This window comes from Leclercia sp. GHBNCSD (assembly GCF_055805075.1).
Genome location: NZ_JBQVYO010000001.1, coordinates 2,601,052 through 2,627,296 on the forward strand (window position 1 = coordinate 2,601,052; position 26,245 = coordinate 2,627,296).

The window sequence follows — 26,245 nt, forward strand, 5'->3', positions numbered from 1 at the left end:
AATAAATCTAGCTCTGAGTCGCGGGTCTTCCAACGGACTCTTGCAACAGCTCCTCTGCGGACTTGCTTTTCAGCACCGTCCAGATAAGCACTGCACCCAGCAAGTCGAAGATAGCCAGTACCGCGAACAGCGGGCTAAAGCCGATGGTGTCAGCCAGCGCACCGACCACCAGGGCGAACAGGGTGCTGGCGGTCCAGGCTGCCATCCCGGTCAGGCCGTTAGCGGTCGCCACTTCATTACGCCCGAAGACATCAGAAGAGAGGGTGATCAGCGCACCGGAGAGAGACTGGTGAGCAAAGCCCCCGACGCACAGCAGCGCAATCGCGATATACGGGCTGGTGAACAGACCAATCATCCCCGGGCCAATCATCAGTACGGCACCCATGGTGACAACCATTTTACGGGAGACGATCAGGTTCACGCCGAACCAGCGCTGGAACAGCGGTGGCAGGTAACCCCCGACGATACAGCCCAGGTCTGCGAACAGCATTGGCATCCAGGCGAACATGGCGATCTCTTTCAGGTTAAAGCCGTAAACTTTAAACATGAACAGCGGGATCCAGGCGTTGAACGTACCCCATGCAGGCTCAGCCAGGAAACGCGGCAGGGCGATACCCCAGAACTGACGGGTACCCAGAATCTGCAGAACAGACATCTTCTTGCCGTTATTGGTCTGGTGCTGGGACTCCTGGCCGCCGATGATGTAGTCGCGTTCTTCATCAGAGAGTTTCTTCTGATCGCGCGGGTGTTTGTAGAAGATCAGCCAGCACATCGCCCAGGCGAAGCTCAGTACGCCGGAGAGAATAAACGCCAGCTGCCAGCTGTGCATCACGATAGCCCATACCACCAGCGGCGGAGCAATCATCGCGCCGATAGAGGAACCCACGTTGAAGTAGCCCACCGCGATGGAGCGCTCTTTCGCCGGGAACCACTCGGATGCCGCTTTCAGACCCGCAGGGATCATCGCCGCTTCCGCAGCACCTACCGCGCCACGGGCCAGCGCCAGGCCACCCCAGCTGCCTGCCAGCGCGGTTGCGCCGCAGAAGATGGCCCAGGTGACGGCGAATACGGCGTAGCCAACTTTCGTACCCAGAATATCCAGCACGTAGCCTGCTACCGGCTGCATGATGGTGTAAGCCGCGGAATAGGCCGCGATAATATAGGAGTATTGTTGCGTGGAGATGTGCAACTCTTCCATCAGCGTTGGCGCAGCCGCCGCTATGGTATTACGCGTCAGGTAGCCCAGCACGGTGCCGAGCGTCACCAGTGCGATCATGTACCAACGTAACCCTTTAATTTTACGCATGTAAAACCTCATCGTTATGTTATTGCCGCACCGGAGTACGGGCATCTCTATGCATTGCGTGAGATGTTTTCAACGGGAGGGCGTAACCGGGAATGCTCCCGGTACGGCCCGAACCTTGCCATAAGTAACGTGCATAATTCGGTATCCTTACCGCTGAGTCCGACGCCTGTGGCACCGGTAATGCATTCCGTCGGCTTATAATTTGCGACGGCAGAACGATAACTTGTCATACAACTTTAAAAGGTGAGTGACATCACAAATGTGTCAATAATTGTAAGGGTAATGTCGAGTCTGTGTCAGGCCAGAGCTGGCGCGGCGTTAAGCGCTGTTTAACACTTTAGATGTAGATTATTTGTCGACGTTTATTGATCTAACTCACGAAAAAATCATCGGCCTCTGGAAATTGGTGTGATAACTTTGCAGCATCTGAACATTGCTGTTTTCTGACGTGCCCGTTAAGAGGATGACGACATGACGCCGTTTATGACTGAAGATTTTCTGTTAGATACCGAATTTGCCCGCCGCCTGTACCATGATTACGCGAAAGACCAGCCGATTTTCGACTACCACTGCCACCTTCCGCCGCAGCAGGTCGCCGAAAATTACCGTTTTAAAAACCTGTATGACATCTGGCTGAAAGGCGACCATTACAAGTGGCGCGCCATGCGCACCAACGGGGTGGCGGAACGCCTCTGTACCGGTGACGCGTCTGACCGTGAAAAATTCGATGCCTGGGCAGCGACCGTGCCGCACACCATTGGTAACCCGCTCTACCACTGGACCCATCTGGAGCTGCGCCGTCCATTCGGGATCACCGGCAAGCTGCTCTCTCCGTCTACCGCGGATGAGATCTGGAACGAATGTAATGAGCTGCTGGCCCAGGATAAATTCTCTGCCCGCGGCATCATGAAGCAGATGAACGTGAAGATGGTCGGCACCACCGACGATCCGATTGACTCTCTGGAGCATCACGCCGTTGTCGCGAAAGACAGCTCGTTTGACGTGAAAGTGCTGCCAAGCTGGCGCCCGGATAAAGCGTTCAACATTGAGCAGGCGACCTTTGCCGACTACATGGCGAAGCTGAGTGAAGTCTCTGATACCGAGATCCGCCGTTTCGGCGATCTGCAGACCGCGCTGACGAAGCGTCTGGATCACTTCGCGGCTCACGGCTGTAAAGTGTCTGACCATGCGCTGGACGTGGTGCTGTTTGCTGAGGCGAACGAAGCCGAGCTGGACAGCATCCTGGCGCGCCGCCTGGCGGGTGAAACCCTGAGCGAGCATGAAGTGGCGCAGTTCAAAACTGCGGTACTGGTCTGGCTGGCGGCAGAATATGCCCGTCGCGGCTGGGTGCAGCAGTACCACATTGGCGCGCTGCGCAACAACAACCTGCGTCAGTTCAAGCTGCTGGGCGCCGACGTCGGTTTCGACTCCATCAACGACCGTCCGCTGGCCGAAGAGCTCTCCAGACTGCTGAGCAAACAGAACGAAGAGAACCTGCTGCCAAAAACCATTCTGTACTGCCTGAACCCACGCGATAACGAAGTGCTGGGCACCATGATCGGTAACTTCCAGGGCGAAGGGATGCCGGGCAAAATGCAGTTCGGTTCCGGCTGGTGGTTCAACGACCAGAAAGATGGCATGGAGCGTCAGATGACCCAGCTGGCGCAGCTTGGTCTGCTGAGCCGCTTTGTCGGCATGCTGACCGACAGCCGCAGCTTCCTTTCCTATACTCGCCATGAATATTTCCGCCGCATTCTGTGCCAGATGATTGGCCGCTGGGTCACCGCAGGCGAAGCGCCGGCCGATATTCAGCTGCTGGGCGAAATGGTGAGAAACATCTGCTTTAACAATGCGCGCGACTACTTCGCTATTGAACTGAACTAAGGCCGTCTGAGGTTGATATGCAATACATCAAAATCCATTCGCTGGATAACGTTGCGGTCGCGCTGGCCGACCTGAGCGAAGGCCTGGAGGTGACGTTTGACAACCAGACCGTCACCCTGCGCCAGGATCTGGCACGCGGGCACAAGTTTGCCCTGCAGCCGATTGCCAAAGGGGAGAACGTTATCAAATACGGTCTGCCTATCGGCCATGCCCTGGCGGATATCGCGGCGGGTGAATTTATTCACTCCCATAATACGCGCACCAATCTGAGCGATCTGGATGAGTACAGCTATCAACCTGAGTTGCTGGCTGAGAGCCGCCAGGCGGCAGATCGTGACGTTCAGATCTACCGCCGCGCCAGCGGTGAGGTGGGGATCCGCAATGAACTGTGGATCCTGCCCACCGTCGGCTGCGTCAACGGCATAGCCCGTCAGATCCAGAGCCGCTTCCTGAAAGAGACTAACCAGGCGGAAGGCACCGACGGCGTCTTCCTGTTCAGCCACACCTACGGCTGTTCCCAGCTGGGTGACGATCACATCAACACCCGCACCATGCTGCAAAACATGGTCCGCCACCCGAACGCCGGGGCGGTGCTGGTGATTGGCCTCGGTTGTGAAAACAACCAGGTGGATGCCTTCCGTGAGACGCTGGGGGATTTCGACCCTGCCCGCGTACACTTTATGGTGTGCCAGCATCAGGACGATGAAGTGGAAGCCGGTCTGGAGCATCTGCATGAGTTGTATGAGGCGATGCGCCATGATAAGCGTGAGCCAGGCAAGCTGAGCGAGCTGAAGTTTGGTCTGGAGTGCGGCGGCTCTGATGGGCTGTCCGGCATTACCGCTAACCCGATGCTGGGTCAGTTCTCTGATTATGTCATCAGCAACGGCGGCACCACCGTGCTGACCGAAGTGCCGGAGATGTTCGGCGCGGAGCGCATTTTGATGAGCCACTGCCGCGACGAAGCGACGTTTGAAAAGACCGTCACCATGGTCAACGACTTCAAGCAGTACTTTATCGCCCACAACCAGCCGATTTACGAGAACCCATCCCCGGGCAACAAGGCGGGCGGGATCACCACGCTGGAAGAGAAATCCCTCGGCTGTACCCAGAAAGCGGGTGCCAGCCAGGTGGTGGACGTCCTGCGCTACGGCGAGCGGTTGAGCACGCCGGGTCTGAACCTGCTTAGTGCGCCGGGTAACGATGCCGTTGCAACCAGCGCCCTGGCGGGGGCGGGCTGCCATATGGTGCTGTTCAGCACCGGTCGCGGCACCCCATATGGCGGTTTTGTGCCAACGGTGAAAATTGCCACCAACAGCGAGCTGGCGGCGAAGAAAAAGCACTGGATCGATTTCGATGCCGGTCAGCTGATCCACGGCAAAGCGATGCCGCAGCTGTTAACGGAATTCGTGGATGTGATTGTGGATATTGCCAATGGCAAACAGGCTTGCAACGAGAAAAACGACTTCCGCGAGCTGGCGATCTTCAAGAGTGGTGTGACGCTGTAGGTGTGGTGTCGGGTGGCGCTAACGCTTACCCGACCTACGAACCAAAATCAGGCCCGGTAAGGCGTAGCCGCCACCGGGCTTTTTTATTAATTACGTAAAGCGTTCTTAGCCAGACGCGCATCTTCAGCCTGACACGCCGCGGCGGTAAACAGCACGTCGGTGGAGGAGTTCAGCGCGGTTTCGCACGAGTCCTGCAGCACGCCAATGATAAAGCCCACAGCCACAACCTGCATCGCCACTTCATTCGGAATACCGAACATGTTGCAGGCCAGCGGGATCAGCAGCAGAGAACCGCCCGCCACACCCGATGCACCACAGGCGCACAGCGACGCCACAACGCTCAGCAGCAGCGCGGTTAACAGGTCGACCGGCACGCCCAGGGTATGCACGGCAGCCAGGGTCAGCACGGTGATGGTGATCGCCGCACCTGCCATGTTCACCGTCGCACCCAGTGGGATAGAGACGGAGTAGGTGTCACGATCCAGGTTCAGCTTCTCGGCCAGCGCCATGTTAACCGGAATGTTCGCCGCGGAGCTGCGGGTAAAGAAGGCGTAGACGCCGCTCTCACGCAGGCAGGTCAGCACCAGCGGATAAGGGTTACGGCGGATCTGCCAGAACACCAGCAGCGGGTTGATGACCAGCGCCACCAGCAGCATGCAGCCCACCAGTACAACCAGCAGTTGCGCATAGCCCCACAGGGTTTCAAAGCCGGTGGTTGCCAGAGTAGAAGAGACCAGGCCAAAGATACCGATCGGCGCAAAGCGGATCACCACTTTCACTATAAAGGTGACCGCGTTAGAGATATCGGTGATCAGATTTTTGGTGGTGTCGTTGCCGTGGCGCAGGGCGAAGCCCAGCCCGACGGCCCATACCAGAATGCCGATGTAGTTAGCATTCAGCAGCGCGTCAATCGGGTTAGAGACCATGCTCATCAGCAGGCCGCGAAGCACTTCCACGATGCCCGATGGTGGGGTGATATCGCCCGCTGCAGAGGTGAGGTGCAGCGTGGAGGGGAACACGAAGCTAAAAATGACCGCCGTCAGCGCGGCAGAGAAGGTGCCCAGCAGATAAAGGAACAAAATCGGGCGAATGTTGGTTTTCTGTCCTTTCTGATGGTTGGCAATGGAGGCCATAACCAGCATCAGTACCAGGACTGGGGCGACGGCTTTTAACGCGCCAACGAACAGGGTGCCGAGCAGGCCGGTGGCAATTGCCGCCGGTTTGGAAACCAGTGCCAGTAAAATACCCAGCACCAGACCTACCAGTATTTGTTTAACAAGGCTGCCCTGCGCCAGACGCGCGAGCAAACCCGGGGATTGCATGGTCATAAAAATTCCTTCAGTGAGATTGCGTTCCGTCCCGGAGATGCTCTCAGGCACTTATATTCCGGTTAGAGGTGTGTGTTTGTCAGGATGAGTATATTGAATGCGAGAAGTCTGGGAAGAGCAAAATGCTGGAATTTACGTACTGCGTCATGTTTTTTAACTGTCTGGTTACATTTTTGCCGGGTAGCGCGTTTTACTCCGCTGCGTGTTGTCATACCGGGTGGCGCTGCGCTTACCCGGCCTACAAAACCGTAGGCCCGGCAAGCGTCGCGCCGCCGGGCACCAGACCGCACAATCCCCTTACTGGATCTGCCGCTTCTTATCGTTCTGGTGGTTCACCCAGGCGTTAATAAGCAGGGTCACAACCAGGATGCCAAACACCACGCCCAGCGAGATGGCGATTGGGATGTGATAGAAATCGACAATCAACATCTTAATGCCGATAAAGACCAGGATCACCGACAGACCATACTTCAGCATTGAGAAGCGCTCCGCCACACCCGCCAGCAGGAAGTACATCGCACGCAGACCGAGGATCGCAAAGAGGTTTGAGGTCAGCACGATGAACGGGTCAGTGGTCACCGCGAAGATCGCCGGAATACTGTCGACCGCGAAAATCACATCGCTCAGCTCCACCATGATCAGCACCAGCAGCAGCGGCGTGGCATACAGCAGGCCGTTTTTACGCACAAAGAAGTGCTCGCTTTCGATGGTGTCGGTCATACGCATATGACCACGCAGCCAGCGCACCAGCGGCTTCTCGCCAATACCGGTTTCATCTTCCTTCGCCAGCGCCATCTTCACGCCGGTAAAGAGCAGGAAGGCGCCGAAAACATAGAGCAGCCATTCGAACTGGGTAATCAGCCAGCTACCGGCAAAGATCATGATGGTACGCAACACGATCGCGCCCAGCACGCCATACACCAGCACCCGACGCTGCAAGGCTGCAGGCACCGCAAAATAGCTGAACAGCATCAGCCAGACGAAGACGTTATCCACCGCCAGGGCTTTTTCAATCAGATAGCCGGTGAGGAACGCCAGCGCCTGGGGATCGGCGACCGCGCGGCCTTGCGTCACGGAGAGATACCACCAGAAGGCGGCACAGAAGAGCAGGGAGAGGGTGACCCATACCAGCGACCAGGCGGCCGCCTGCTTCATGGTCATGCCATGCGCGCCGCGCCGACCCTGCAAAAAGAGATCGATCGCCAGCATGATGACCACAACGATGGCGAATCCTCCCCACATCAGCGGAGTACCGACAGTATTCATACAATTTTCCTTCCACAAAAAAAAACGGCTAACGTCAGAAGACGATAGCCGTTGCGTTTTTTGTGCATAGACCTCGCCTTCCGGCAAGGTCTCACTTACAACAAGAAAGGAATACGCTCACGTATTCCTTTTTCGTTGCCCGGCGACCGGATGCGGTATTACACGCATCGTAATGACGATCCACCGACCAGGAAGTTACTCCCCTTTGCAGGTAACAAAATATGTCAGGCCATTGGTTTCGTCAATGGCCTGCGCTAATTCATTACACAGCTTTACGCGGTAACTTCTGCGTTAAGGCCGTCAGCCGGGAAAACCACCCCCGTCTGGCGACGGATTTCGGTTTGCAGCTTCGCCGTGGTACGGCTCACCGCAAGGCCCGGATGGTTAACTTCCTGGGTTTCGACCAGACGCGCAAACACCTCTGCCTCATACAGCATAGTGTTGATATGCTGAGGCTGCGTCAGTTCCTGAGGCTTGCCGCCGCGCGGCACGTAGCTCAGCTTCTGGCACTCAGAGATCTTCTCGATCACCAGCGCGCCGTTCTCGCCCTGGATCTCGCTTGGCAGCACCGAGTCACTCACCTTGGAGTGCTGCAGCGTCACGCTGAAATCGCCATAATCCAGCACTACCAGACCGTGGGCATCCACGCCGCTTTCCAGCAGGCTGGCGGTCGCCTGCACCCGGTGCGGCTCGCCCCACAGCGCCACCGCCGAGGCCAGGCAGTAGAAACCGATATCCATAATCGAGCCGTTGGAGAACTGCGGATTAAAGGTGTTCGGATTCTCGCCGTCCAGGTAGCGCTGGTAGCGCGACGAATACTGACAATAGTTGATAAAGGCTTTGCGGATGCGGCCCACTTTCGACAGCGACTGCTGCAGCAGCAGGAAATTCGGCAGGCTGGCGGTTTTGAAGGCCTCGAACAGCACCACCTGGTTTTCCCGCGCAAGGGCAATAGCGGCTTCAACCTCATCGATATTAGAGGCAAGCGGCTTCTCGCAAATCACATGTTTTTTATGGCTGAGGAACAGCTTCGTCTGCGGGAAGTGCAGAGAGTTGGGGCTGGCAATATAAACCGCGTCAATCGCATCGCTTTGCGCCATCTCCTCCAGCGAGGTAAAGAGATGTTCGACGAGGTAGTCGTTCGCAAAGGTCTGGGCCTGTTCAAGGCTGCGGGAATAGACTGCGGTAAGTTTATATTTGCCGGTCTCATGGGCGGCATCGACGAACTGACGGGTGATCCAGTTCGTCCCAATGACTGCGAAACGTATCATAAACGTTTACGTACTCCGTAGCAGGGAACCTTTAGCCACTGTAGCACGTCATCATGACAAATCGCGTGCGCTAATCCGCATTACTCTTTAACGATAGATGCGTCAGCCACAGCCGGGTATCAAACTCCAGCTGATGGTACTGCGGCTCCATGTGGCAGCAGAGGGAATAGAAGGCTTTGTCGTGCTCCTTCTCTTTCAGGTGCGCCAGCTCATGCACCACGATCATGCGCAGGAACGCCTCCGGCGCGTTGCGGAATACCGTCGCCACGCGGATCTCGGCTTTGGCCTTCAGCTTGCCGCCCTGCACGCGGGAGATGGCGGTATGCAGACCCAGCGCGTTCTTCAGGACGTGGATCTTGTTGTCATACATCACCTTATTGATCGGCGGGGCGCTCTTCAGGTAACGGCTTTTGAGATCCTGCGTATACTGCCAGAGGGCTTTATCGGTAGCGACATCGTGGGTGCCGGGATAGCGTTTTTCCAGCACCGCGCCCAGCTTCTGCTCGGCAATCAGGCTACGAACCTGAGAAAGTAAATGCTCCGGGTAGCCCTGGAGATAAGGAAGTTGGTTCATCAAAAGCCCACATCAGTGTGAAAACGGGTATACTCACGCACCCTTTTCAGGGATAACGCCGAAATTTTACCACTCAGGAGGGCCGATGAGCCACTTAGACAACGGTTTCCGTTCACTCGACTTAAAACGTTTTCCGGAAACGGACGACGTTAACCCGCTGCAGGCGTGGGAAGCGGCGGATGACTATCTGCTGCAACAGTTGGATGACACCGAAATCAGCGGCCCGGTTCTGATCCTGAATGATGCTTTCGGCGCCCTGGCTTGCGCCCTGGCCGAACACACCCCTTACAGCATCGGTGATTCATACATAAGCGAGCTGGCGACGCGGGAAAACCTGCGTTACAACGACATCGATGAAGGCAGCGTGAAATTCCTCGACAGCACCGCGGATTACCCGCAGGCGCCGGGCGTGGTGCTGATCAAAGTGCCGAAAACGATGGCGCTGCTGGAGCAGCAGCTCCGTGCGCTGCGCAAGGTGGTGACGCCAGAGACGCGCATTATCGCCGGTGCTAAAGCGCGTGATATCCATACCTCTACGCTGGAACTGTTCGAGAAAGTGCTGGGGCCAACCACCACAACGCTTGCCTGGAAGAAAGCGCGCCTCATCAACTGTACTTTCACGGCACCAGACCTGGCCGACGCGCCAGAGACCCTGAGCTGGAAGCTGGAAGGCACCGACTGGACCATCCACAACCACGCCAACGTCTTCTCCCGTACCGGGCTGGATATCGGGGCGCGTTTCTTTATCGAGCATCTGCCGGAAAACCTGGAAGGGGAGATCGTCGATCTCGGCTGCGGTAACGGGGTGATCGGCCTGACCCTGCTGGCGAAGAACCCGGAAGCGAGCGTGGTCTTCAGCGACGAATCGCCGATGGCCGTAGCCTCCAGCCGTCTCAACGTGGAGACCAACATGCCGGAGGCGCTGGATCGCTGCGAGTTTATGATCAACAACGCGCTCTCGGGGGTGGAGCCGTTCCGCTTCAACGCCGTGTTCTGCAACCCGCCGTTCCATCAGAAGCACGCCCTGACCGATAACGTCGCCTGGGAGATGTTCCACCACGCGCGTCGCTGCCTGAAAATCAACGGGGAGCTCTACATCGTCGCCAACCGCCACCTGGACTACTTCCACAAGCTGAAGAAGATCTTCGGTAACTGCACCACCATTGCGACGAACAACAAGTTCGTGGTGCTGAAAGCGGTTAAGTTGGGTCGCCGCCGTTAAGATTGTTTTGCCCGGCGGCGCTACGCTTACCGGGCCTACAAAACCGTAGGCCGGTGCAAGCGTAGCGCCGCCCGGCAATGCTTTAGATCGCTAATGCTAACGCCGTCCCCTGGGCAATCGCCCGCCGGGCATCCAGCTCCATCGCCACATCACACCCGCCAATCAGATGCACCGTTCTGCCCGCCTCGCGCAGCGGCTCGGCCAGATCGCGCTTCGGCTCCTGTCCGGCACACAAAATGACATGATCGACGGGCAGCAACTGCGGTTCACCGCCGATCAATAGATGCAGCCCTTCGTCGTCGATCTTCTGATAACTCACCGCCGGGATCATCTTCACGCCGCGGGCGAGGAGGGTGGCGCGGTGGATCCAGCCGGTGGTTTTCCCCAGCCCTTCGCCAGGTTTGCTGGCCTTGCGTTGCAGCATCACGATCTGGCGCGGGCTTTTTGGCAGCTGGGGCCCTTCCGGACGCAAGCCCCCCACCTGATTCAGGCTGGTGTCGATGCCCCATTCTGCGCAGAATTCCGCGATATTCTGGCTGGTGGCCTCGCCCGTCTGGCTCAGGTACATGGCGGTATCAAAGCCGATCCCGCCGCAGCCGATGATCGCCACCCGATCGCCCACCGGCGCTTTGTCGCGCAGCACGTCGAGGTAGCTCAGCACTTTCGGATGATCGATGCCCTCGATCGCAGGCAGACGCGGGGCGATCCCGCTGGCGAGGATCGTCTCGTCAAAGTCGGCGAGATCGTCCGCGGTCACCCACTGGTTGAGCCGCAGATCCACGCCGGTAACCTCGATCATCCGGCGGTAGTAGCGCAGCGTCTCGTAGAACTCCTCTTTGCCGGGGATCTGCTTGGCGATATTAAACTGCCCGCCAATCTCAGCGGCGGCATCAAACAGCGTCACGCTGTGCCCGCGTGCGGCGGCATTCACCGCAAACGCCAGCCCCGCGGGACCTGCGCCCACCACCGCCAGCCGCTTTTTGCTGATGGCCGGAACGATGGGCATGCGGGTTTCATGACAGGCGCGCGGATTCACCAGGCAGGAGGTGACTTTGCCGACGAAGATCTGATCCAGGCAGGCCTGGTTGCAGCCGATACAGGTGTTGATCTCATCCGCACGGCCGCTTTGCGCTTTGGAGAGGATCTCCGCATCGGCGAGGAAGGGCCGCGCCATCGACACCATATCGGCATCGCCATTCGCCAGCAGATCGTCTGCGACTTGCGGATCGTTAATGCGGTTGGTGGTCACCAGCGGGATCGACACTTTGCCTTTCAGCCTGCGGGTTACCCAGCTGAACGCCGCGCGCGGCACCGGGGTGGCGATGGTCGGAATGCGCGCTTCGTGCCAGCCAATCCCGGTGTTGATGATGGTCGCGCCCGCCGCCTCTATGGCCTGCGCCAGCTGGACGGTTTCCTCGAAGGTGCCGCCGCCCTCCACCAGATCCAGCATCGACAGGCGGAAGATAATAATAAAGTCGCTTCCGGCGCGCTCGCGCACGGCGCGCACCACCTCGACGGCAAAGCGCATCCGGCGTGCATAGTCGCCGCCCCATTCGTCGTCACGCTGGTTGGTGCGTGCAGCGAGGAATTCGTTAATCAGATAGCCTTCGGAGCCCATCACCTCCACGCCGTCGTAGCCCGCCTCCCGCGCCAGCGCCGCACAGCGGGCGAAGTCATCGATCAGGGTCAGGATCTCGTCGTGGGTCAGCGCTTGCGGCTTAAAGCGGTTGATGGGGGCCTGGATCGCCGACGGGGCCACCGGGTTTGGCTGATAGCTGTAGCGCCCGGTATGCAGAATTTGCAGGGCGATTTTACCGCCTTCCTGGTGGACGGCATCGGTCACGATCCGGTGATGGGGCAGCTGTGCCGCATCGTTCAGCACCGCGCCGCCCTCCATCGCCACCCCGGATGGCGCAGGGGCCACACCGCCAGTAACGATGAGCGCCACCCCGTGACGGGCGCGCTCGGCATAGAACGCGGCCAGCCGCTCAGCACCGTCCGGCCGCTCCTCCAGCCCGGTATGCATCGAGCCCATTAACACGCGGTTTTTCAGGGTGGTGAATCCCAGATCGAGGTGGGCGAATAGCGACGGGTAGCGGCTCATAGTCTCTTCCAGTGTAAAATTATTGTTATGTGGTCGGATGAGTTACTAATTTAGCCAGCGGCAGAAGAAAGGTAAAAGCGGGATCGAATGATTGTGATAGATCTCAAAGAACTTCCCCGGTGGCGCTGCGCTTACCGGGGCTACAAAACCGTAGGCCGGATAAACGCAGCGCCATCCGGCGTTTTTACGGCGCCGTTGCGCGCACCAGCCCCGGTGCCTGCCACATCGACGTTGTCAGCCCGCTGTCCACCAGCCCGAGCTGGTCGGCATAGACCGCCTGCCACTTCTGCATCATGCCGTCGTACAACGCCCGGTGTGCCGGATTGGGGGTAAATTCCCGGCTCCATTTCACCAGCGACTCTCCCGTGGCAGCCATATCATCATACAGCCCGGCGCCGCTCCCGGCGGCGATGGCGCAGCCCAGCGCGGTGGCTTCTTTCACCTCCGGCACCCGCACCGGCAGGCCGGTAACGTCGCTTAAGATCTGGCTCCACAGCGCCCCTTTCGCGCCGCCGCCGGCAAACACCAGGCTGTCAAAGGTGACGCCGGAGAACTGCGAAATCTGCGCCAGGTTGCAGGCGGAGACAATTGCCGCGTTCTCTTCCAGGGCGCGGAACAGGGTAGCCTTATTGCATTTTTCCGGGTCGATGGAGAGGTTAATAAACGACGGCGCAGCGTGATACCACTGCTTAAAGTGCATGGCGTCGGAGAAGATCGGCATCACCCCGTGAGAGCCCGCCGGCACCCGGCTGGCCATCTCCTCCATCAGGGCGTAGGTGTCCATCCCCATGCGTTCGGCAATCAGCTTCTCTTCGGCGCAGAAGGCGTCGCGGAACCAGCGCATGGTCAGCCCGGTGAAGAAGCTGATCGACTCCGCCTGGGCCATACCCGGAATGACGTGCGGGTTCACGCGGATGTTCATCTGCGGATCGGTGCGCACCTGCGGCAGGTTGACCACCTGCTGCCAGAAGGTGCCGCCCAGCACCGCGGTTTGCCCGGCGCGGACCACCCCCAGCCCCAGGCAGCCCAACTGCACATCGCCGCCGCCCATCACCACCGGCGTGCCTTCCCGCAGGCCCGACTGCTGCGCCGCCTCCCGGGTAACGGCTCCCAGCACGCTCCCTGTCTCTTTGACCGGCGAGAGGATATCGGCCCGCAGCCCGGCCATGTCCAGCAGCGCGGGCCGCCAGTCGCGGGAAAAGAGATCTAACATGCCGGTGGTGCCGGCGTTAGAGGGGTCAACGGCCAGCTCGCCGGAGAGCTTCGCCGCCAGCCAGTCGCTGATCATGGTAATGGTCGCCGCGTTGCGGTAGATATCCGGGCGATGGTGCGCCAGCCAGAGCAGGCGCGGCATGGCGCTCAGGGCCAGGGTCTGGCCGGAGACGTCATAGACTTCAGATTCAAAGCGGTAATCGTGGATCTCTTTGAGTTCAGCCACTTCGCGGCTGGCGCGGGCATCGACGTTGGCGCAGGCCCAGATGGCGTCGCCGTTGCGGTCATAGAGGACAATCCCCTCGCGCATCGAGCAGCAGGCGACGGACTGGATATCCGCCGCGCTCAGGTGCGCCCGCTCAAGCGCCTGGTGAATACACTGGCAGGCCAGCCGCCAGTTGGTGTCGAGGTCGAACTCCATCGAGCCGGGGACGTTCTCCACGCTCAGGTGTTTCCATTCGGCCTGGCCGACGGCTATCTGGTTGCCCTGGAGATCAAACACCACGGCGCGAACGCTGCCTGTCCCTGCATCTAACGCTAAAAGGTAACTCATGAGCTTGCCTCGTGTCAGGCGCAGGGCGACTCTTATCCGGCCAGAGCCAGCACCGCGCGGGCTGTCGTCTCTTCCGTCACCAGGCCATTGATACGGCGACCCTTCAGTGCGGCATAAATCGCATCGGCTTTCTCTTCTCCTCCGGCGACGCCAACGATGGTGGGCAACTGCGCCAGTTCATCGAGGGTGACGCCCAGTAACTCACGGTGGATCTCCAGATCCGATACCCGCTCTCCCTCGGCATTGAGGAAATAGCCCAGGATGTCACCCACCGCCCCTTTGCGGGCAAACATCAGCTGTTCCCCTTCGCTGATATAGCCGGAGCGCAAGATGGTGGCATCCCGGCGCTGGTTTACGGCACCAATGCCGACCACGGCGGCGTCGGCGGCGGTGGCGGCGAGGATCACATCCCGCACGCTGGTTTCCCGCTTCAGGATCCCGGCCACCTCTGCGGAGGAGACCCGCAGCGGGGCGGGGATCATGCTGACGCTGCAGGCGGCATCCAGCTGACCAATGCCGGTCATATAGGGCCCGACGCCGCCGGAGAGGGTCACCAGCCGCACCTGCTGGGAGCTGATAAAGCCGCTTAAGTGCTGAATGCAGCTCATGGTGGTTTCACCAAATCCCACCGCCAGCAGTTGCCCCGGCTCCAGCACGCCCATTAACGACTGCGCGGCGCCAATCCCTAAGCGCACGCTCATCGCCGGGGTATTCAGGGCGGGCAGCACGCGCACCAGCTTCAGGCCGAAACGCTGCTGAAGCGCGGTCTCCAGCGCCAGACACCCTTCGTAGCGGGAGTTGATCTGCACGCGAATCACCCCGGACTGTCGGCCCTTTTCGAGCAGCCGTGAAATCTTGAGCCGCGGTAAACCCAGCCGTTCGCCGATATCGTTCTGCGTCAGGCCGTCGTGGTAGTAGCACCACGCCACGCGCGCCACCAGTTCCTCTTCCGTCAGTGCCAGTCCGGCAAATCGTCCCTCTTCGGCAACGCGTTTCTCAGCCATATTTGAACTCTTATAAAAATTTAGATCATATGTTCGCTTTGCCGCAGCTTGAATCTGTGAGCCACACGGCAAAACGGATATTCCGGAATGTTTCAGCATTATCGGGATCATATCCATAAAACTGTGATCCCTGCACGGTTGTAAATATAGTTCACCGTCTACGCTTTTGAACATTATTAATTTCAAAAATCATTTGTTCAATAGCGGAGCGATAATGAGAGCACTGATTGAGGCGCGCGGGATCCAGAAGCAGTTCTCCGGCGTTCCAGTATTGAAAAACATTGATTTCACTCTGCTTGCCGGCCAGGTGCATGCCCTGATGGGGGGCAACGGCGCCGGGAAATCGACCCTGATGAAGATTGTCGCCGGGGTCGAAACGCCCGACCGCGGTGAACTTTCTATTGAGGGCCAGCCTTTTGCTCGCCTCAAACCGGGCCAGGCCCACCAGCTTGGGATCTACCTGGTTCCCCAGGAGCCGATGCTGTTTCCGAACCTCAGCGTGCGGGAAAACATTCTCTTCCGCCTGCCGCGCGGGCAGGCCACCGCCCAGCGTCTTGGGGATAAGCTGGAGCAGCTCCAGTGCCAGCTCAATTTAGACGCTGCCGCCAGCACCCTGGAGGTGGCGGATCAGCAGATGGTGGAGATCCTGCGCGGGCTGATGCGCGAGGCGAAGATCCTCATCCTTGATGAACCCACCGCCTCGCTGACACCGGGCGAAACGGAGCGCCTGTTCCGCCAGATCCGCGCGCTCCAGGGGACGGGGGTCGGGATTGTCTTTATCTCTCACAAGCTGCCCGAAATTCGTCAGCTCGCCAGCCATGTCTCGGTGATGCGCGACGGGGCGATCGTGTTGAGCGGCGAAACCGCGCAGTTTGACGATAACGCGCTCATTGCCGCCATGACCCCGGTCAGCCGCGACCCGCAGTTGAGCGACACGCAAAAGCTGTGGCTGGCGCTGCCGGGCAATCGCCGCACCCAGGCGCAGGATTTTCCGGTGCTGCGGGTGGAGACGCTCACCGGGGAGGGCTTTATCGATCTTAGCCTTGAGATCTACGCCGGGGAGATCGTCGGCCTGGCGGGATTAGTAGGCTCCGGGCGCACCGAGTTTGCCGAAACGCTCTACGGCCTGCGCCCGTCGCGGGGCGGGAGGATCTGGCTCGAAAACCAGCAGATCGACCGCGATCCGGTCAGCGCCCGGCTGGAGAAAGGGCTGGTCTATCTCCCGGAAGACCGGCAGGTCTCCGGCCTGTTTCTCGATGCGCCGGTACGCTGGAATACCGTGGCGCTGAACGAACCTTCGCTCTGGCAGCAGCGCAAACGCGAGGCGGCGGTGGTGGAGCGCTATCACCGGGCGCTGGGGATCAAACTCAACGGCCCGGATCAGACCGTGCGCACCCTGTCGGGAGGCAATCAGCAGAAGGTGCTGCTGGCCCGCTGCCTGGAGGCCAATCCGCTGCTGCTGATTGTTGATGAGCCGACCCGCGGCGTGGACGTCTCCGCCCGGGCCGATATCTATGGGCTTCTCAAAAGCGTGGCGGCGCAAAACGTGGCGGTGCTGATGATCTCCAGCGACATGGATGAATTTCCCGGCCTGGCGGATCGGGTGCTGGTGATGCACCAGGGGGTGCTCAGCGGGGAACTGCCGCGCCACGCCGTCAGCCTCGATCGCATGATGTCCCTGGCCTTCGGAGGGCAGGCATGAAAACACTCCTGAAAAACCGCGAGCTCAGCGCCCTGCTGGCGATCCTCGCCCTGTTTGTGATGCTGGTGGCCCTGAATCCGGCCTATCTCAGTTTGCAGACTCTGGGGATGATCTTCGCCAGTTCGCAAATCCTGATCCTGCTGGCTCTCGGCGCCGGGCTGGTGATGCTGACCCGCAATATCGACGTGTCGGTCGGCTCGATTGTCGGGCTGTGCGCCATCGCCGTGGGGGTGGCGCTGAACAACGGCTACGGCCTGCCGGTGGCGATCCTCTTTGCGCTGGCGATCGGGGCGCTGGCGGGGGCCTTCAACGGCCTGCTGGTGGTGGGGCTGCGCATTCCGGCGATTGTCGCCACCCTCGGCACGCTGGGGCTGTGGCGCGGGGCGATGCTGCTCTGGACCGGCGGGAAGTGGATTGAAGGGCTGCCGGTGAGCCTGAAATCCCTGTCAGAGCCGATGGCGCTTGGGGTATCGCCCCTGGGGTTTGTGGTGCTGATGATCGCCGCTCTCGGGGCCTGGACGCTGTCGCGCACCGCCTTTGGCCGCGATTTCTACGCCGTGGGGGATAACCTCGCCGCCGCTCGCCAGCTGGGGGTGGCGGTCAACCGCACCCGGATGGTGGCCTTCACCCTCAACGGTGTGCTGGCCGCCTGCGCCGGGATCGTCTTTGCCGCGCAGATTGGTTTTGTGCCGAACCAGACCGGCAGCGGCCTGGAGATGAAAGCCATCGCTGCCTGCGTGCTTGGGGGCATCTCCCTGCTCGGCGGTACCGGCACCTTAATCGGTGCCCTGCTGGGGGCCTTCTTCCTGACCCAGATCGACACCGTGCTGGTGCTGTTCCGCCTCCCGGCGTGGTGGAATGACTTTATCGCTGGCCTGGTGCTGCTGGGGGTGCTGGTACTCGACGGACGGCTGCGCCAGGCGCTGGCGCGTCATCAGCGGGCCCTGAAGTACAGCCGTTTCCAGCCGGGCAACAAAGGGGGGAAGCACGTCACCCCATTTCCCAAACGCAAAAAAGAGGTGGCGTAGATGAAGCTTAACTGGGAGTGGGCGCTGCTGCTGTTACTGGTGCTGGAGATCCTGCTGTTTGGCACCCTTAACCCGCGGATGCTCGACATCAACATGCTGCTGTTCAGTACCAGCGATTTTATCTGCATCGGCATTGTGGCGCTGCCGCTGACGCTGGTGATCATCAGCGGCGGGATCGACATCTCCCTCGGCTCGACCATTGGCCTGTGCGCCATCGCGCTGGGGGTGATGATGCAGTCCGGCGTGCCGATGGCGGCGGCGATCCCGCTCACCCTGCTGCTCGGGCTGCTGTGTGGTCTGTTCAACGCTTTGCTTATCCACTACACCGGCATCAGCCCGCTGGTGATCACCCTTGGCACACTCTACCTCTACGGCGGCGGGGCGCTGCTGCTCTCGGGCATGGCCGGGGCGACCGGTTACGAAGGCATTGGTGGTTTCCCGGAGAGCTTCACGGCCTTTGCCAATCTCACGGTTATCGGGCTGCCGATCCCGCTGGTGCTGTTCGCGATCATCACCTTTATCTTCTGGCTGATTACCCATCGCGGGCGCTTTGGCCGCCATCTGTTTCTGATTGGGCAGAATCCGCGCGCGGCGCGCTATGCGGCGCTGTCGGTTAACGGCATGTCCTACGCGCTCTATGGCCTGGTGGGGGTGGCTTCGGCGATTGCCGCGCTGGTGATGGTCTCCTATTTCGGCTCGGCGCGCTCTGATTTAGGGCGCGACCTGCTGATGCCCGCGCTCACCGCGGCGGTGCTGGGCGGGGCGAATATCTATGGTGGTTCAGGTTCGGTATTGGGTACTGCGCTGGCGGCATTGCTGGTGGGGTATCTGCAACAGGGGTTACAGATGGTCGGCATCCCCAACCAGGTGTCGAGCGCGCTGTCAGGGGCGCTGTTGGTTGTGGTGGTGATGGGACGTTCACTGAGTCTGCACCGTGAGTGGGTGCGATCTCTCTTCACAAAACTACCCGGAGCGTAAGATGAAAATAAAACTGATGGTGCTGGCCGTAGCATTAAGCGTTGCCTCGGCGCAGGCCGCCGACCGCATTGCGTTTATCCCGAAACTGGTGGGGGTCGGCTTCTTTACCAGCGGCGGCAACGGGGCGAAAGAGGCGGGTAAAGCGCTGGGCACGGACGTCACCTACGATGGCCCCACCGAGCCGAGCGTCTCGGGGCAGGTGCAGCTGATCAATAACTTCGTCAACCAGGGCTATAACGCCATTATCGTCTCCGCCGTGTCGCCGGACGGCCTCTGCCCGGCGCTGAAGCGCGCCATGCAGCGCGGAGTGAAAGTCCTGACCTGGGATTCCGACACCAAACCGGAGTGCCGCAGCATCTACATCAACCAGGGAACCCCGGAACAGCTCGGCGGCCTGCTGGTGGAAATGGCCTCGAAGCAGGTGACCAAACCGGACGCCAAAGTGGCCTTCTTCTACTCCAGTCCCACCGTCACCGACCAGAACCAGTGGGTGAACGCGGCGAAAGCCAAAATCGCCAAAGATCATCCTCAGTGGCAGATCGTCACCACCCAGTTTGGCTATAACGACGCCACCAAATCCTTGCAGACCGCCGAGGGGATCTTAAAAGCCTACCCGGATCTGGATGCGATCATCGCCCCGGATGCCAACGCCCTGCCGGCGGCAGCCCAGGCGGCGGAAAACCTGAAGCGGGAAGGGGTGGCGATAGTCGGCTTCAGCACGCCGAACGTTATGCGTCCGTATGTGGAGCGCGGCACGGTGAAAGCCTTCGGCCTGTGGGATGTGGTGCAGCAGGGCAAAATTGCGGTCAATGTCGCCGATCGTTTGTTGAAAAAAGGCGATCTTAACGTCGGCGACAGCGTGGAGATCAAAGATATCGGCGCCCTGAAGGTCGAGCCGAACAGCGTGCAGGGCTATCAGTATGAAGCGAAAGGCAACGGCATTGTGCTGCTGCCGGAGCGGGTGGTGTTTACCAAAGAGAACATCAACAACTACGACTTCTGACGGGAGAGAACATGGCTGATTTAGACGACATCAAAGAGGGCAAGAACTTTGGCATCGACCGGCCGCAGCAGAATGTGCCTTTTACCCTGAAGGGGTGTGGGGCGCTGGACTGGGGGATGCAGTCCCGCATGGCGCGCATTTTTAACCCCACCAGCAACCGCACGGTGATGCTGGCCTTCGATCATGGTTATTTCCAGGGGCCAACCACCGGGCTGGAGCGCATCGATCTCTCTATTGCGCCGCTGTTCGGCGAAACCGATGTGCTGATGTGTACCCGCGGCATTCTCAGAAGCACCGTGCCGCCCGCCACCAACAAGCCGGTGGTGCTGCGCGCCTCCGGGGGCAACTCGATGCTGGGTGAACTCTCCAATGAGTGTGTGGCGGTGGCGATGGAGGATGCGCTGCGCCTCAACGTCTGTGCGGTGGCGGCGCAGGTCTATATCGGCAGTGAGTATGAGCATCAGTCGATCAACAACATTATCAAGCTGGTGGATGCGGGCAACCGCTACGGTATGCCGACCCTGGCGGTGACCGGTGTGGGTAAGGAGATGGCCCGCGACGCGCGCTATTTCTCGCTGGCCAGCCGTATTGCCGCCGAGATGGGGGCGCAGTTCGTTAAAACCTATTTTGTGGAAGAGGGATTCGAGAAAGTGACCGCCAGTTGCCCGGTGCCGATTGTCATCGCCGGGGGTAAAAAGCTGCCGGAGCACGAGGCGCTGGAGATGTGCTTCCGCGCCATCGATCAGGGGGCGTCGGGTGTCGATATGGGACGCAATATCTTCCAGTCCAGCGCGCCGCTGGCGATGCTGAAGGCGGTGAAGAAGGTGGTGCACGAGAAGATGAGCGCCCGCGAGGCGTACCAGTTTTGGCAGGAGGAAAAACAAGGAGAAACACAATGAACGTGACCTTAGTGGAGATCAACATTAAGCCGGACAAGGTGGACGAGTTCCTGGAGGTATTTCGCGCCAACCATGAAGGGGCGATCCAGGAGCCGGGCAACCTGCGGTTTGACGTTTTGCAGGATCCGCGGGTGAAAACCCGGTTCTTTATCTACGAAGCTTACAAGGATGAGGAGGCAGTAGCGGCGCATAAACAGACCCCGCACTATCTGGCGTGTGTGGAAAAGCTTGAGGATCTCATGTCGGAGCCGCGTAAAAAACGTTGTTTTGTCGGGTTGATGCCGGCGTAAAAATCGCCCGGTGGCGCGTTGCTTACCGGGCCTATGGGCTTGTGCGGTCTGTTGCCCGGTGGCGCTGCGCTTACCGGGCCTACAGGGATGGTGCGGTTTGTTGCCCGGTGGCGCTGTGCTTACCGGGCCTACAATGGTTCAAATGGTGCGGGTTTTGTAGGCCGGGCAAGCGCAGCGCCGCCCGGCGTTTTTCAGACCAGCTCCAGCAGCTGAACCCGCGCTGTTGCCCCCGGCATCAGCCGTTGCAGGTTGCTGACCAGCTCATCCCCGGCCGCTTCCAGCGCCGCTAACGGCATGGCGGGCAGGCTTTCGAGAATAAACCACATGGTCTGCGCCTGGCTGTCCAGCCGGGTACGCACTCCCTGTCGCCAGTTCCAGCGTCGGCAGGTCACTCCCACGTCGTCGCGCCAGATAACCTCGCCCACCTCGGGATATTCCATGCCCGGCTGACCCTCTTTAACGGTATCAAACGGCTCGCTGCCGTCGGCCAGCGTCAGCCGCGGAGCCCCGGTATAGGCGGCAAGATTTTCCCCGCCCACCGGGATGGCGTAGCGGATACTGACCGCATTGTAGATATCCACCACCGGATCGAGCGGCGGCAGAGTGCCCTCTTTCAGCACCCGTTTGCGCAGAGCGCTGGCGGAGCAGGGGGTGCGTTTCGGTTTGGCGCCAAAGGCTTTAAACACCTCATCCCAGGCGGCGAGATGGGCTCCGGCCCAGGAAAAATCATCGTTTAACACCTGCTGGCAGGCCTGAGCTAATGCGGCGGAGGCCACTTCCGGGGCGGTAATGGGCGCGGCTTCAACCACGATGCTCAGCGCGCGGAACCCCGGCGCGATCCCGGCAAGACGCGGATCTATTGACGGCGTAAGGAGGGACATAAATAATCCTGTATCGACTGTTTTATACCATGGTAATGACCAGTGACTGATAAAGTCAATATAATGACCGAGCACGGTGCAGACGTGGCCCAGGTAAGCCTGGCGGTCGCGAACCGTATCCGCAACTGGCGGAAAGAGAAAAAACTGTCGCTGGACGAGCTGTCGCGCCGCGCCAGCGTCAGCAAAGGGATGCTGGTGGAGATCGAAAAAGGGGCCGCCAACCCCAGCATTGCGATCCTCTGCAAGCTGGCGGCGGCGCTGGGCGTCTCGGTGGCGGAGATCGTTAACGTCGCCAGCGAGCCGCAGGTGCATATTATCGAGGAAGCGGCGATCCCGGTGCTCTGGCAGGGGGAGAAGGGCGGTAGCGCCCGGCTGCTGGCGGGGACGGCTGGCCCGGATATGATTGAACTCTGGCGCTGGGAGATGCAGCCGGGGGAGTGCTTTACCTCACCGGGGCATCCGGCGGGCACCTTTGAACTGATCCACGTGGAAGCGGGAGTACTCACGTTGAAGGTGAAGGAGAGCGTGATGCAGGTGGTCGCTGGCGCGTCGGCGGTGGCAAAAACCGAAGCGGCGCACAGCTATGGGAACGAAGGGGCAAACGTGCTGCGGTTCACCATGACGGTGGCGGAGTTTCATCGGTAAAAAAACGCCCGGTGGCGCTGCGCTTACCGGGCCTACAAAAACCAAAGCCGTTGTAGGCCCGGCGGTTTTTACGCTTCAGTTACACTCACCCGCAGCGCCGCCAGCGCCTTACGGGCCGCTTTCAGCACCTGCTCACACTGCTCAATGGTCAGCGTCAGCGGCGGTTCGATGCGAATGGTCTTCGAGTTGTTGAGCGTGCCTGCTACCAGCACCCGCTGGCGGAACATCTCGCTGGCGAAGCTGTAGCCGGTTTCGTTATCGACAAACTCAATCGCCATCAGCATCCCTTTGCCGCGCGCCTCCTGGACCAGGTCCGGGTATTCACGCCCCAGCTGACGGAAGCCATCCAGCAGCATGTCGCCTTTCTGCTCCGCCTGGGCGGGCAGGTTCTGCTCCAGCAGCACGTTGATGGTCGCCAGCGCCGCGGCACAGGCCAGCGGATTGCCGCCAAAGGTGGTGGTATGCAGGAAAGGATTGTCGAACAACACCGAGAAGACCTCTTCGGTGGCGACGGTCGCGCCAATCGGCATCACGCCGCCGCCCAGCGCTTTCGCCAGGCAGAGAATGTCCGGCTGCACGTTTTCATGCTCGCAGGCGAACATCTTGCCGGTGCGCCCCATGCCGGTCTGCACTTCATCCAGGATCAGCAGCGCGCCAAACTCATCGCAGAGCTTACGCACCGCGGGCAGGTAGCCCTGCGGAGGCAGGATCACGCCGCCTTCGCCCTGGATAGGCTCGAGGATCACCGCCGCCACCTCATCGCCGGTTTTATGGCATTCCGACAACATGGTGCGCATGGCGTTGATATCGCCGAACGGCACATGGCGGAAGCCCGGCAGCAACGGCATAAACGGCTTACGGAAGGTGGATTTCGCGGTGGCAGAGAGTGCCCCGAGCGACTTGCCGTGGAAGGCGCCGCTGGTGGCAATAAACGTGAATTTCCCGCGCGGCGACTGGTACGCTTTGGCGAGTTTGATCGCCGCTTCGACCGATTCCGTGCCGCTGTTACAGAAGAAGCTGTATTTCAGTTTCCCCGGCGTCAGTGCCGCCAGCGTTTTTGCCAGCATCGCCCGTAAGGGGTCAAGCAGTTCCTGGCTATGAAGGGGTTGTTTTGCAAGCTGATTTTGTACGGCGGAAACCACTACTGGATTACGGTGCCCCACGTTGAAAATACCAAATCCACCCAGGCAATCTATAAACTCCTGTCCCTGAGTGTCGACAAGCGTATTCAAACTTCCCGCCTGCCACTCTACGGCTCCGTAATCCCCGCCTGCCGTTACCGATTTCCTGTATTCGAGAAAACCTGGATTGACATGCTCTTTGAAGTAATCAATCACCTCGCGGTTAAGTTGTTTCATCTCTTCATGATCAAGCGTTCGCTTCTCAATGAGATTCAAGGCGTGCGCGGTACAGGCAAGGGCCGACGCGCTGGAAGGTAACCTGTTCAAGATGTGCTCCCGGGGATGGCGTATCACATGATACTGGATTAAGTATTGCAGGCTTTACGCCACATCCAGGGCCTTAACAAAAATCGGGATAAACGCCAGGTTAAAATAATGTTACACAATATTTAATCATGCAAAAGCGCAGCCTGGCCGCTGCGGCAGGGAATTTTCAGAAACAGAGATGCCCGCTAGCAGTGCATTTGCTCTGTTTTAGGGCGGTGAGAGAGCAGATACGGATCCTCCTTCAGGAGTAGTTTCGTATCGAAATCATTAGAAATCAATAGATTAAGAAAGCGTACAAAAAATGCGGTTTAGTGGCGTTTTGCGATCTTAGGCATGTTTAACAACTAAAGATATGTTCGTTACCGCCGTAAAATATTTACGCCACAAAAATAACATTCAAGTAACCTGCAAGGGATGCCTATGTCGCCTCAACCGTTTGTCACGCAGTGTGAATACCCGCTGCAAGATGACACCACCCTGATGTCCACCACCGATCTGCACAGCTACATTACGCAGGCCAACGACACGTTTGTGCAGGTAAGCGGGTATACGCTTGCCGAACTGTCAGGACAGCCGCACAACCAGGTCCGCCACCCGGATATGCCAAAAGCGGCCTTTGCCGATATGTGGTACACCCTGCAACAGGGCGAACCCTGGAGCGGAATTGTGAAAAACCGCCGCAAAAATGGCGATCACTACTGGGTGCGCGCGAATGCGGTGCCGATGGTGCGCAACGGTCAGACCACCGGGTATATGTCCATCCGCGTGAAGGCCACGCCGGCAGAGATCGCCGCTGTCGAGCCGCTCTATAAGGCGCTGAACGAAGGGCGCAGCAAAAAGCGCGTGCATAAAGGGCTGGTGGTTGCCAGAGGCTGGACCGGCAAACTCCCGTCGATGCCGCTGCGCTGGCGGGTCCGCGGCGTGATGACCGCGTTATTTGCCGTGCTGGCGGCCACCCTGTTTGCCACCGGTGCGGGATGGGCAGCGCTGGGCGCCAGCGCGCTGGTCATGCTGCTGGGTACGCTCCTGTTTGAGCAGCAGATCGTGCATCCGATCGAGAACGTAGCGCGTCAGGCGCTGAAGGTGGCGACGGGCGAGCGCAACAGCGTTGAGCATCTCAACCGCAGCGACGAGCTGGGGCTGACCCTGCGGGCGGTCGGTCAGCTCGGGCTGATGTGCCGCTGGCTGATCAATGATGTCTCCAGCCAGGTCGTCAACGTGCGTGACGGCAGCGAGCAGCTGGCGAGGGGCAACGACGACCTCAACGATCGCACCCACCAGACCGTCTCGAACGTGAAGCAGACCGTGGAGACCATGAACCAGCTGGCAATGACCGTACAGAACAACACCAGAACCGCCGTTGACGCCGATAAGCTCTCCATCGCCGCCAGCGACGCCGCCACCGAAGGCGGACACGCGATGCAAACCGTGGTCAAAACCATGGACGAGATTGCCGACAGCACCCAGCGTATCGGCTCTATCACTAAGCTGATCAATGACATTGCCTTCCAGACCAATATTCTGGCGCTGAATGCGGCGGTAGAAGCGGCCAGGGCAGGGGAGCAGGGCAAAGGCTTTGCGGTGGTAGCCGGAGAGGTGCGTCATCTTGCCAGCCGCAGCGCCACCGCCGCCAACGACATCCGCAAGCTGATCGACGCCAGCGCCAGTAAAGTGCTGTCGGGCTCGGAGCAGGTCAATGCCGCCGGGCGCACGATGGACGATATTGTTGAGAAAGTGCAGAACGTCACCCGGCTTATCGCGGAGATCAGCCACTCGACCTCCGAGCAGGCGTCCGGGCTGTCGGAGCTGACCCGCGCGGTAGCGGAACTGGATTCGATTACCCAGAAAAACGCCGCGCTGGTGGAAACCAGCGCCCAGGTGTCGGCGATGGTGAAACACCGGGCTAAACGCCTTGAGGATGCGGTCACCGTCCTTCACTGAGTCAGTAATGTTCTAAAAAAAGCCGTTTACGCTTCACAGCGTAAGCGGTTTTTTTATGGGCGAATTGTCATTATTTTTATCATTTATTGTTACTTAAATATTAAATAATTAAAAAAATCGCCGCGGTTAATTCTCTCTGCCTGCGTCTGTTTTCCCTGAGGCGTTGTAAAAAAAACGGTTCCGGTGGTTGTATAACGATCG

The 26,245-nt window shown here is 59.5% G+C and carries 21 protein-coding genes; 11 read left to right on the plus strand and 10 right to left on the minus strand.

Annotated features, from left to right (window positions below; translation table 11 throughout):
* Window positions 1-7 precede the first annotated feature (7 nt).
* The gene (locus ACT3IC_RS12655; RefSeq protein ID WP_159339904.1) at window positions 8-1,306 is read right to left on the minus strand and encodes an MFS transporter; all 1,299 of its coding nucleotides are present in this window, start codon (window positions 1,304-1,306) and stop codon (window positions 8-10) included.
* Window positions 1,307-1,777: 471 nt separating this feature from the next.
* Here ACT3IC_RS12655 and uxaC point away from each other — a divergent pair, with 471 nt between their 5' ends.
* Window positions 1,778-3,190, plus strand: a complete 1,413-nt coding sequence (gene uxaC / locus ACT3IC_RS12660; protein WP_159339905.1) for a glucuronate isomerase — start codon at window positions 1,778-1,780, stop codon at window positions 3,188-3,190.
* A 17-nt stretch (window positions 3,191-3,207) separates the two neighbouring features.
* Window positions 3,208-4,695 carry a UxaA family hydrolase gene (locus ACT3IC_RS12665; RefSeq protein ID WP_159339906.1) on the plus strand — a complete coding sequence of 496 codons (1,488 nt, stop codon included), beginning with the start codon at window positions 3,208-3,210 and terminating at the stop codon, window positions 4,693-4,695.
* Window positions 4,696-4,781: 86 nt separating this feature from the next.
* On the opposite strand, the gene sstT is transcribed toward ACT3IC_RS12665, so the two are convergent.
* The 4 genes from sstT to ACT3IC_RS12685 form a co-directional block, all read right to left on the minus strand.
* On the minus strand, window positions 4,782-6,023 hold the full coding sequence (sstT, locus tag ACT3IC_RS12670) for a serine/threonine transporter SstT (protein WP_159339907.1): 1,242 nt from the start codon (window positions 6,021-6,023) through the stop codon (window positions 4,782-4,784).
* Between the two features lie 297 nt (window positions 6,024-6,320).
* Window positions 6,321-7,289 carry a TerC family protein gene (locus ACT3IC_RS12675; protein ID WP_103177120.1) on the minus strand — a complete coding sequence of 323 codons (969 nt, stop codon included), beginning with the start codon at window positions 7,287-7,289 and terminating at the stop codon, window positions 6,321-6,323.
* A gap of 272 nt (window positions 7,290-7,561) precedes the next feature.
* Complete coding sequence (locus tag ACT3IC_RS12680) at window positions 7,562-8,560, minus strand: Gfo/Idh/MocA family protein (protein ID WP_103177119.1); 999 nt, start codon at window positions 8,558-8,560, stop codon at window positions 7,562-7,564.
* A gap of 70 nt (window positions 8,561-8,630) precedes the next feature.
* Complete coding sequence (locus ACT3IC_RS12685; RefSeq protein ID WP_103177118.1) at window positions 8,631-9,134, minus strand: YgjP-like metallopeptidase domain-containing protein; 504 nt, start codon at window positions 9,132-9,134, stop codon at window positions 8,631-8,633.
* Window positions 9,135-9,219: 85 nt separating this feature from the next.
* Here ACT3IC_RS12685 and rlmG point away from each other — a divergent pair, with 85 nt between their 5' ends.
* Window positions 9,220-10,356, plus strand: a complete 1,137-nt coding sequence (gene rlmG, locus ACT3IC_RS12690) for a 23S rRNA (guanine(1835)-N(2))-methyltransferase RlmG (protein ID WP_159339909.1) — start codon at window positions 9,220-9,222, stop codon at window positions 10,354-10,356.
* 82 nt (window positions 10,357-10,438) lie between these two features.
* On the opposite strand, the gene ACT3IC_RS12695 is transcribed toward rlmG, so the two are convergent.
* The 3 genes from ACT3IC_RS12695 to lsrR form a co-directional block, all read right to left on the minus strand.
* Window positions 10,439-12,460, minus strand: coding sequence for an oxidoreductase (locus ACT3IC_RS12695; RefSeq protein ID WP_473477678.1), 2,022 nt, complete (start codon window positions 12,458-12,460; stop codon window positions 10,439-10,441).
* 184 nt (window positions 12,461-12,644) lie between these two features.
* Window positions 12,645-14,225, minus strand: a complete 1,581-nt coding sequence (gene lsrK / locus ACT3IC_RS12700; protein ID WP_336997304.1) for an autoinducer-2 kinase — start codon at window positions 14,223-14,225, stop codon at window positions 12,645-12,647.
* Between the two features lie 32 nt (window positions 14,226-14,257).
* On the minus strand, window positions 14,258-15,229 hold the full coding sequence (gene lsrR, locus ACT3IC_RS12705) for a transcriptional regulator LsrR (RefSeq protein WP_103177114.1): 972 nt from the start codon (window positions 15,227-15,229) through the stop codon (window positions 14,258-14,260).
* Window positions 15,230-15,443: 214 nt separating this feature from the next.
* Here lsrR and lsrA point away from each other — a divergent pair, with 214 nt between their 5' ends.
* The 6 genes from lsrA to lsrG are packed head-to-tail and all read left to right on the plus strand — an operon-like array spanning window position 15,444 to window position 21,129.
* Window positions 15,444-16,931, plus strand: coding sequence for an autoinducer 2 ABC transporter ATP-binding protein LsrA (lsrA, locus tag ACT3IC_RS12710; protein WP_473477682.1), 1,488 nt, complete (start codon window positions 15,444-15,446; stop codon window positions 16,929-16,931).
* Complete coding sequence (gene lsrC / locus ACT3IC_RS12715; protein WP_473477684.1) at window positions 16,928-17,959, plus strand: autoinducer 2 ABC transporter permease LsrC; 1,032 nt, start codon at window positions 16,928-16,930, stop codon at window positions 17,957-17,959. Before lsrA ends, lsrC begins: the two co-directional genes overlap by 4 nt.
* Window positions 17,960-18,937 (plus strand): autoinducer 2 ABC transporter permease LsrD, encoded by a 978-nt coding sequence (lsrD, locus tag ACT3IC_RS12720; RefSeq protein ID WP_103177111.1) that lies wholly within the window; start codon window positions 17,960-17,962, stop codon window positions 18,935-18,937.
* A 1-nt stretch (window position 18,938) separates the two neighbouring features.
* Window positions 18,939-19,940 carry an autoinducer 2 ABC transporter substrate-binding protein LsrB gene (gene lsrB / locus ACT3IC_RS12725; RefSeq protein WP_103177110.1) on the plus strand — a complete coding sequence of 334 codons (1,002 nt, stop codon included), beginning with the start codon at window positions 18,939-18,941 and terminating at the stop codon, window positions 19,938-19,940.
* 11 nt (window positions 19,941-19,951) lie between these two features.
* Complete coding sequence (gene lsrF, locus ACT3IC_RS12730; protein WP_103177109.1) at window positions 19,952-20,839, plus strand: 3-hydroxy-5-phosphonooxypentane-2,4-dione thiolase; 888 nt, start codon at window positions 19,952-19,954, stop codon at window positions 20,837-20,839.
* Window positions 20,836-21,129 (plus strand): (4S)-4-hydroxy-5-phosphonooxypentane-2,3-dione isomerase, encoded by a 294-nt coding sequence (gene lsrG / locus ACT3IC_RS12735; protein WP_103177108.1) that lies wholly within the window; start codon window positions 20,836-20,838, stop codon window positions 21,127-21,129. The genes lsrF and lsrG overlap by 4 nt, the downstream gene beginning before the upstream one ends.
* Window positions 21,130-21,320: 191 nt before the next feature.
* On the opposite strand, the gene ACT3IC_RS12740 is transcribed toward lsrG, so the two are convergent.
* Window positions 21,321-22,010, minus strand: coding sequence for a B3/B4 domain-containing protein (locus tag ACT3IC_RS12740; protein WP_103177107.1), 690 nt, complete (start codon window positions 22,008-22,010; stop codon window positions 21,321-21,323).
* Window positions 22,011-22,073: 63 nt separating this feature from the next.
* On the opposite strand from ACT3IC_RS12740, the gene ACT3IC_RS12745 reads away from it, so the two are divergent.
* On the plus strand, window positions 22,074-22,655 hold the full coding sequence (locus ACT3IC_RS12745; RefSeq protein WP_371816562.1) for a helix-turn-helix domain-containing protein: 582 nt from the start codon (window positions 22,074-22,076) through the stop codon (window positions 22,653-22,655).
* Window positions 22,656-22,723: 68 nt separating this feature from the next.
* Here the strand turns inward: ACT3IC_RS12745 and ygjG are convergent, their stop codons facing one another.
* A complete protein-coding gene (ygjG, locus tag ACT3IC_RS12750) occupies window positions 22,724-24,103 on the minus strand; it encodes a putrescine aminotransferase (protein WP_201304744.1) in 1,380 nt (459 codons plus the stop codon).
* Between the two features lie 420 nt (window positions 24,104-24,523).
* Between ygjG and ACT3IC_RS12755 the strand changes: the two genes are divergently transcribed.
* Window positions 24,524-26,044: a methyl-accepting chemotaxis protein gene (locus ACT3IC_RS12755; protein ID WP_473477689.1), complete on the plus strand. Its 1,521-nt coding sequence runs from the start codon at window positions 24,524-24,526 to the stop codon at window positions 26,042-26,044.
* The last annotated feature ends 201 nt before the right edge of the window (window positions 26,045-26,245 follow it).

What these genes read in the sequence shown, in the direction of transcription:
- ACT3IC_RS12655 (WP_159339904.1), bottom strand. Translation starts at nt 1,306, where the DNA reads ATGCGTAAAATTAAAGGGTTACGTTGGTACATGATCGCACTGGTGACG.
- uxaC (WP_159339905.1), top strand. Translation starts at nt 1,778, where the DNA reads ATGACGCCGTTTATGACTGAAGATTTTCTGTTAGATACCGAATTTGCC.
- ACT3IC_RS12665 (WP_159339906.1), top strand. Translation starts at nt 3,208, where the DNA reads ATGCAATACATCAAAATCCATTCGCTGGATAACGTTGCGGTCGCGCTG.
- sstT (WP_159339907.1), bottom strand. Translation starts at nt 6,023, where the DNA reads ATGACCATGCAATCCCCGGGTTTGCTCGCGCGTCTGGCGCAGGGCAGC.
- ACT3IC_RS12675 (WP_103177120.1), bottom strand. Translation starts at nt 7,289, where the DNA reads ATGAATACTGTCGGTACTCCGCTGATGTGGGGAGGATTCGCCATCGTT.
- ACT3IC_RS12680 (WP_103177119.1), bottom strand. Translation starts at nt 8,560, where the DNA reads ATGATACGTTTCGCAGTCATTGGGACGAACTGGATCACCCGTCAGTTC.
- ACT3IC_RS12685 (WP_103177118.1), bottom strand. Translation starts at nt 9,134, where the DNA reads ATGAACCAACTTCCTTATCTCCAGGGCTACCCGGAGCATTTACTTTCT.
- rlmG (WP_159339909.1), top strand. Translation starts at nt 9,220, where the DNA reads ATGAGCCACTTAGACAACGGTTTCCGTTCACTCGACTTAAAACGTTTT.
- ACT3IC_RS12695 (WP_473477678.1), bottom strand. Translation starts at nt 12,460, where the DNA reads ATGAGCCGCTACCCGTCGCTATTCGCCCACCTCGATCTGGGATTCACC.
- lsrK (WP_336997304.1), bottom strand. Translation starts at nt 14,225, where the DNA reads ATGAGTTACCTTTTAGCGTTAGATGCAGGGACAGGCAGCGTTCGCGCC.
- lsrR (WP_103177114.1), bottom strand. Translation starts at nt 15,229, where the DNA reads ATGGCTGAGAAACGCGTTGCCGAAGAGGGACGATTTGCCGGACTGGCA.
- lsrA (WP_473477682.1), top strand. Translation starts at nt 15,444, where the DNA reads ATGAGAGCACTGATTGAGGCGCGCGGGATCCAGAAGCAGTTCTCCGGC.
- lsrC (WP_473477684.1), top strand. Translation starts at nt 16,928, where the DNA reads ATGAAAACACTCCTGAAAAACCGCGAGCTCAGCGCCCTGCTGGCGATC.
- lsrD (WP_103177111.1), top strand. Translation starts at nt 17,960, where the DNA reads ATGAAGCTTAACTGGGAGTGGGCGCTGCTGCTGTTACTGGTGCTGGAG.
- lsrB (WP_103177110.1), top strand. Translation starts at nt 18,939, where the DNA reads ATGAAAATAAAACTGATGGTGCTGGCCGTAGCATTAAGCGTTGCCTCG.
- lsrF (WP_103177109.1), top strand. Translation starts at nt 19,952, where the DNA reads ATGGCTGATTTAGACGACATCAAAGAGGGCAAGAACTTTGGCATCGAC.
- lsrG (WP_103177108.1), top strand. Translation starts at nt 20,836, where the DNA reads ATGAACGTGACCTTAGTGGAGATCAACATTAAGCCGGACAAGGTGGAC.
- ACT3IC_RS12740 (WP_103177107.1), bottom strand. Translation starts at nt 22,010, where the DNA reads ATGTCCCTCCTTACGCCGTCAATAGATCCGCGTCTTGCCGGGATCGCG.
- ACT3IC_RS12745 (WP_371816562.1), top strand. Translation starts at nt 22,074, where the DNA reads ATGACCGAGCACGGTGCAGACGTGGCCCAGGTAAGCCTGGCGGTCGCG.
- ACT3IC_RS12755 (WP_473477689.1), top strand. Translation starts at nt 24,524, where the DNA reads ATGTCGCCTCAACCGTTTGTCACGCAGTGTGAATACCCGCTGCAAGAT.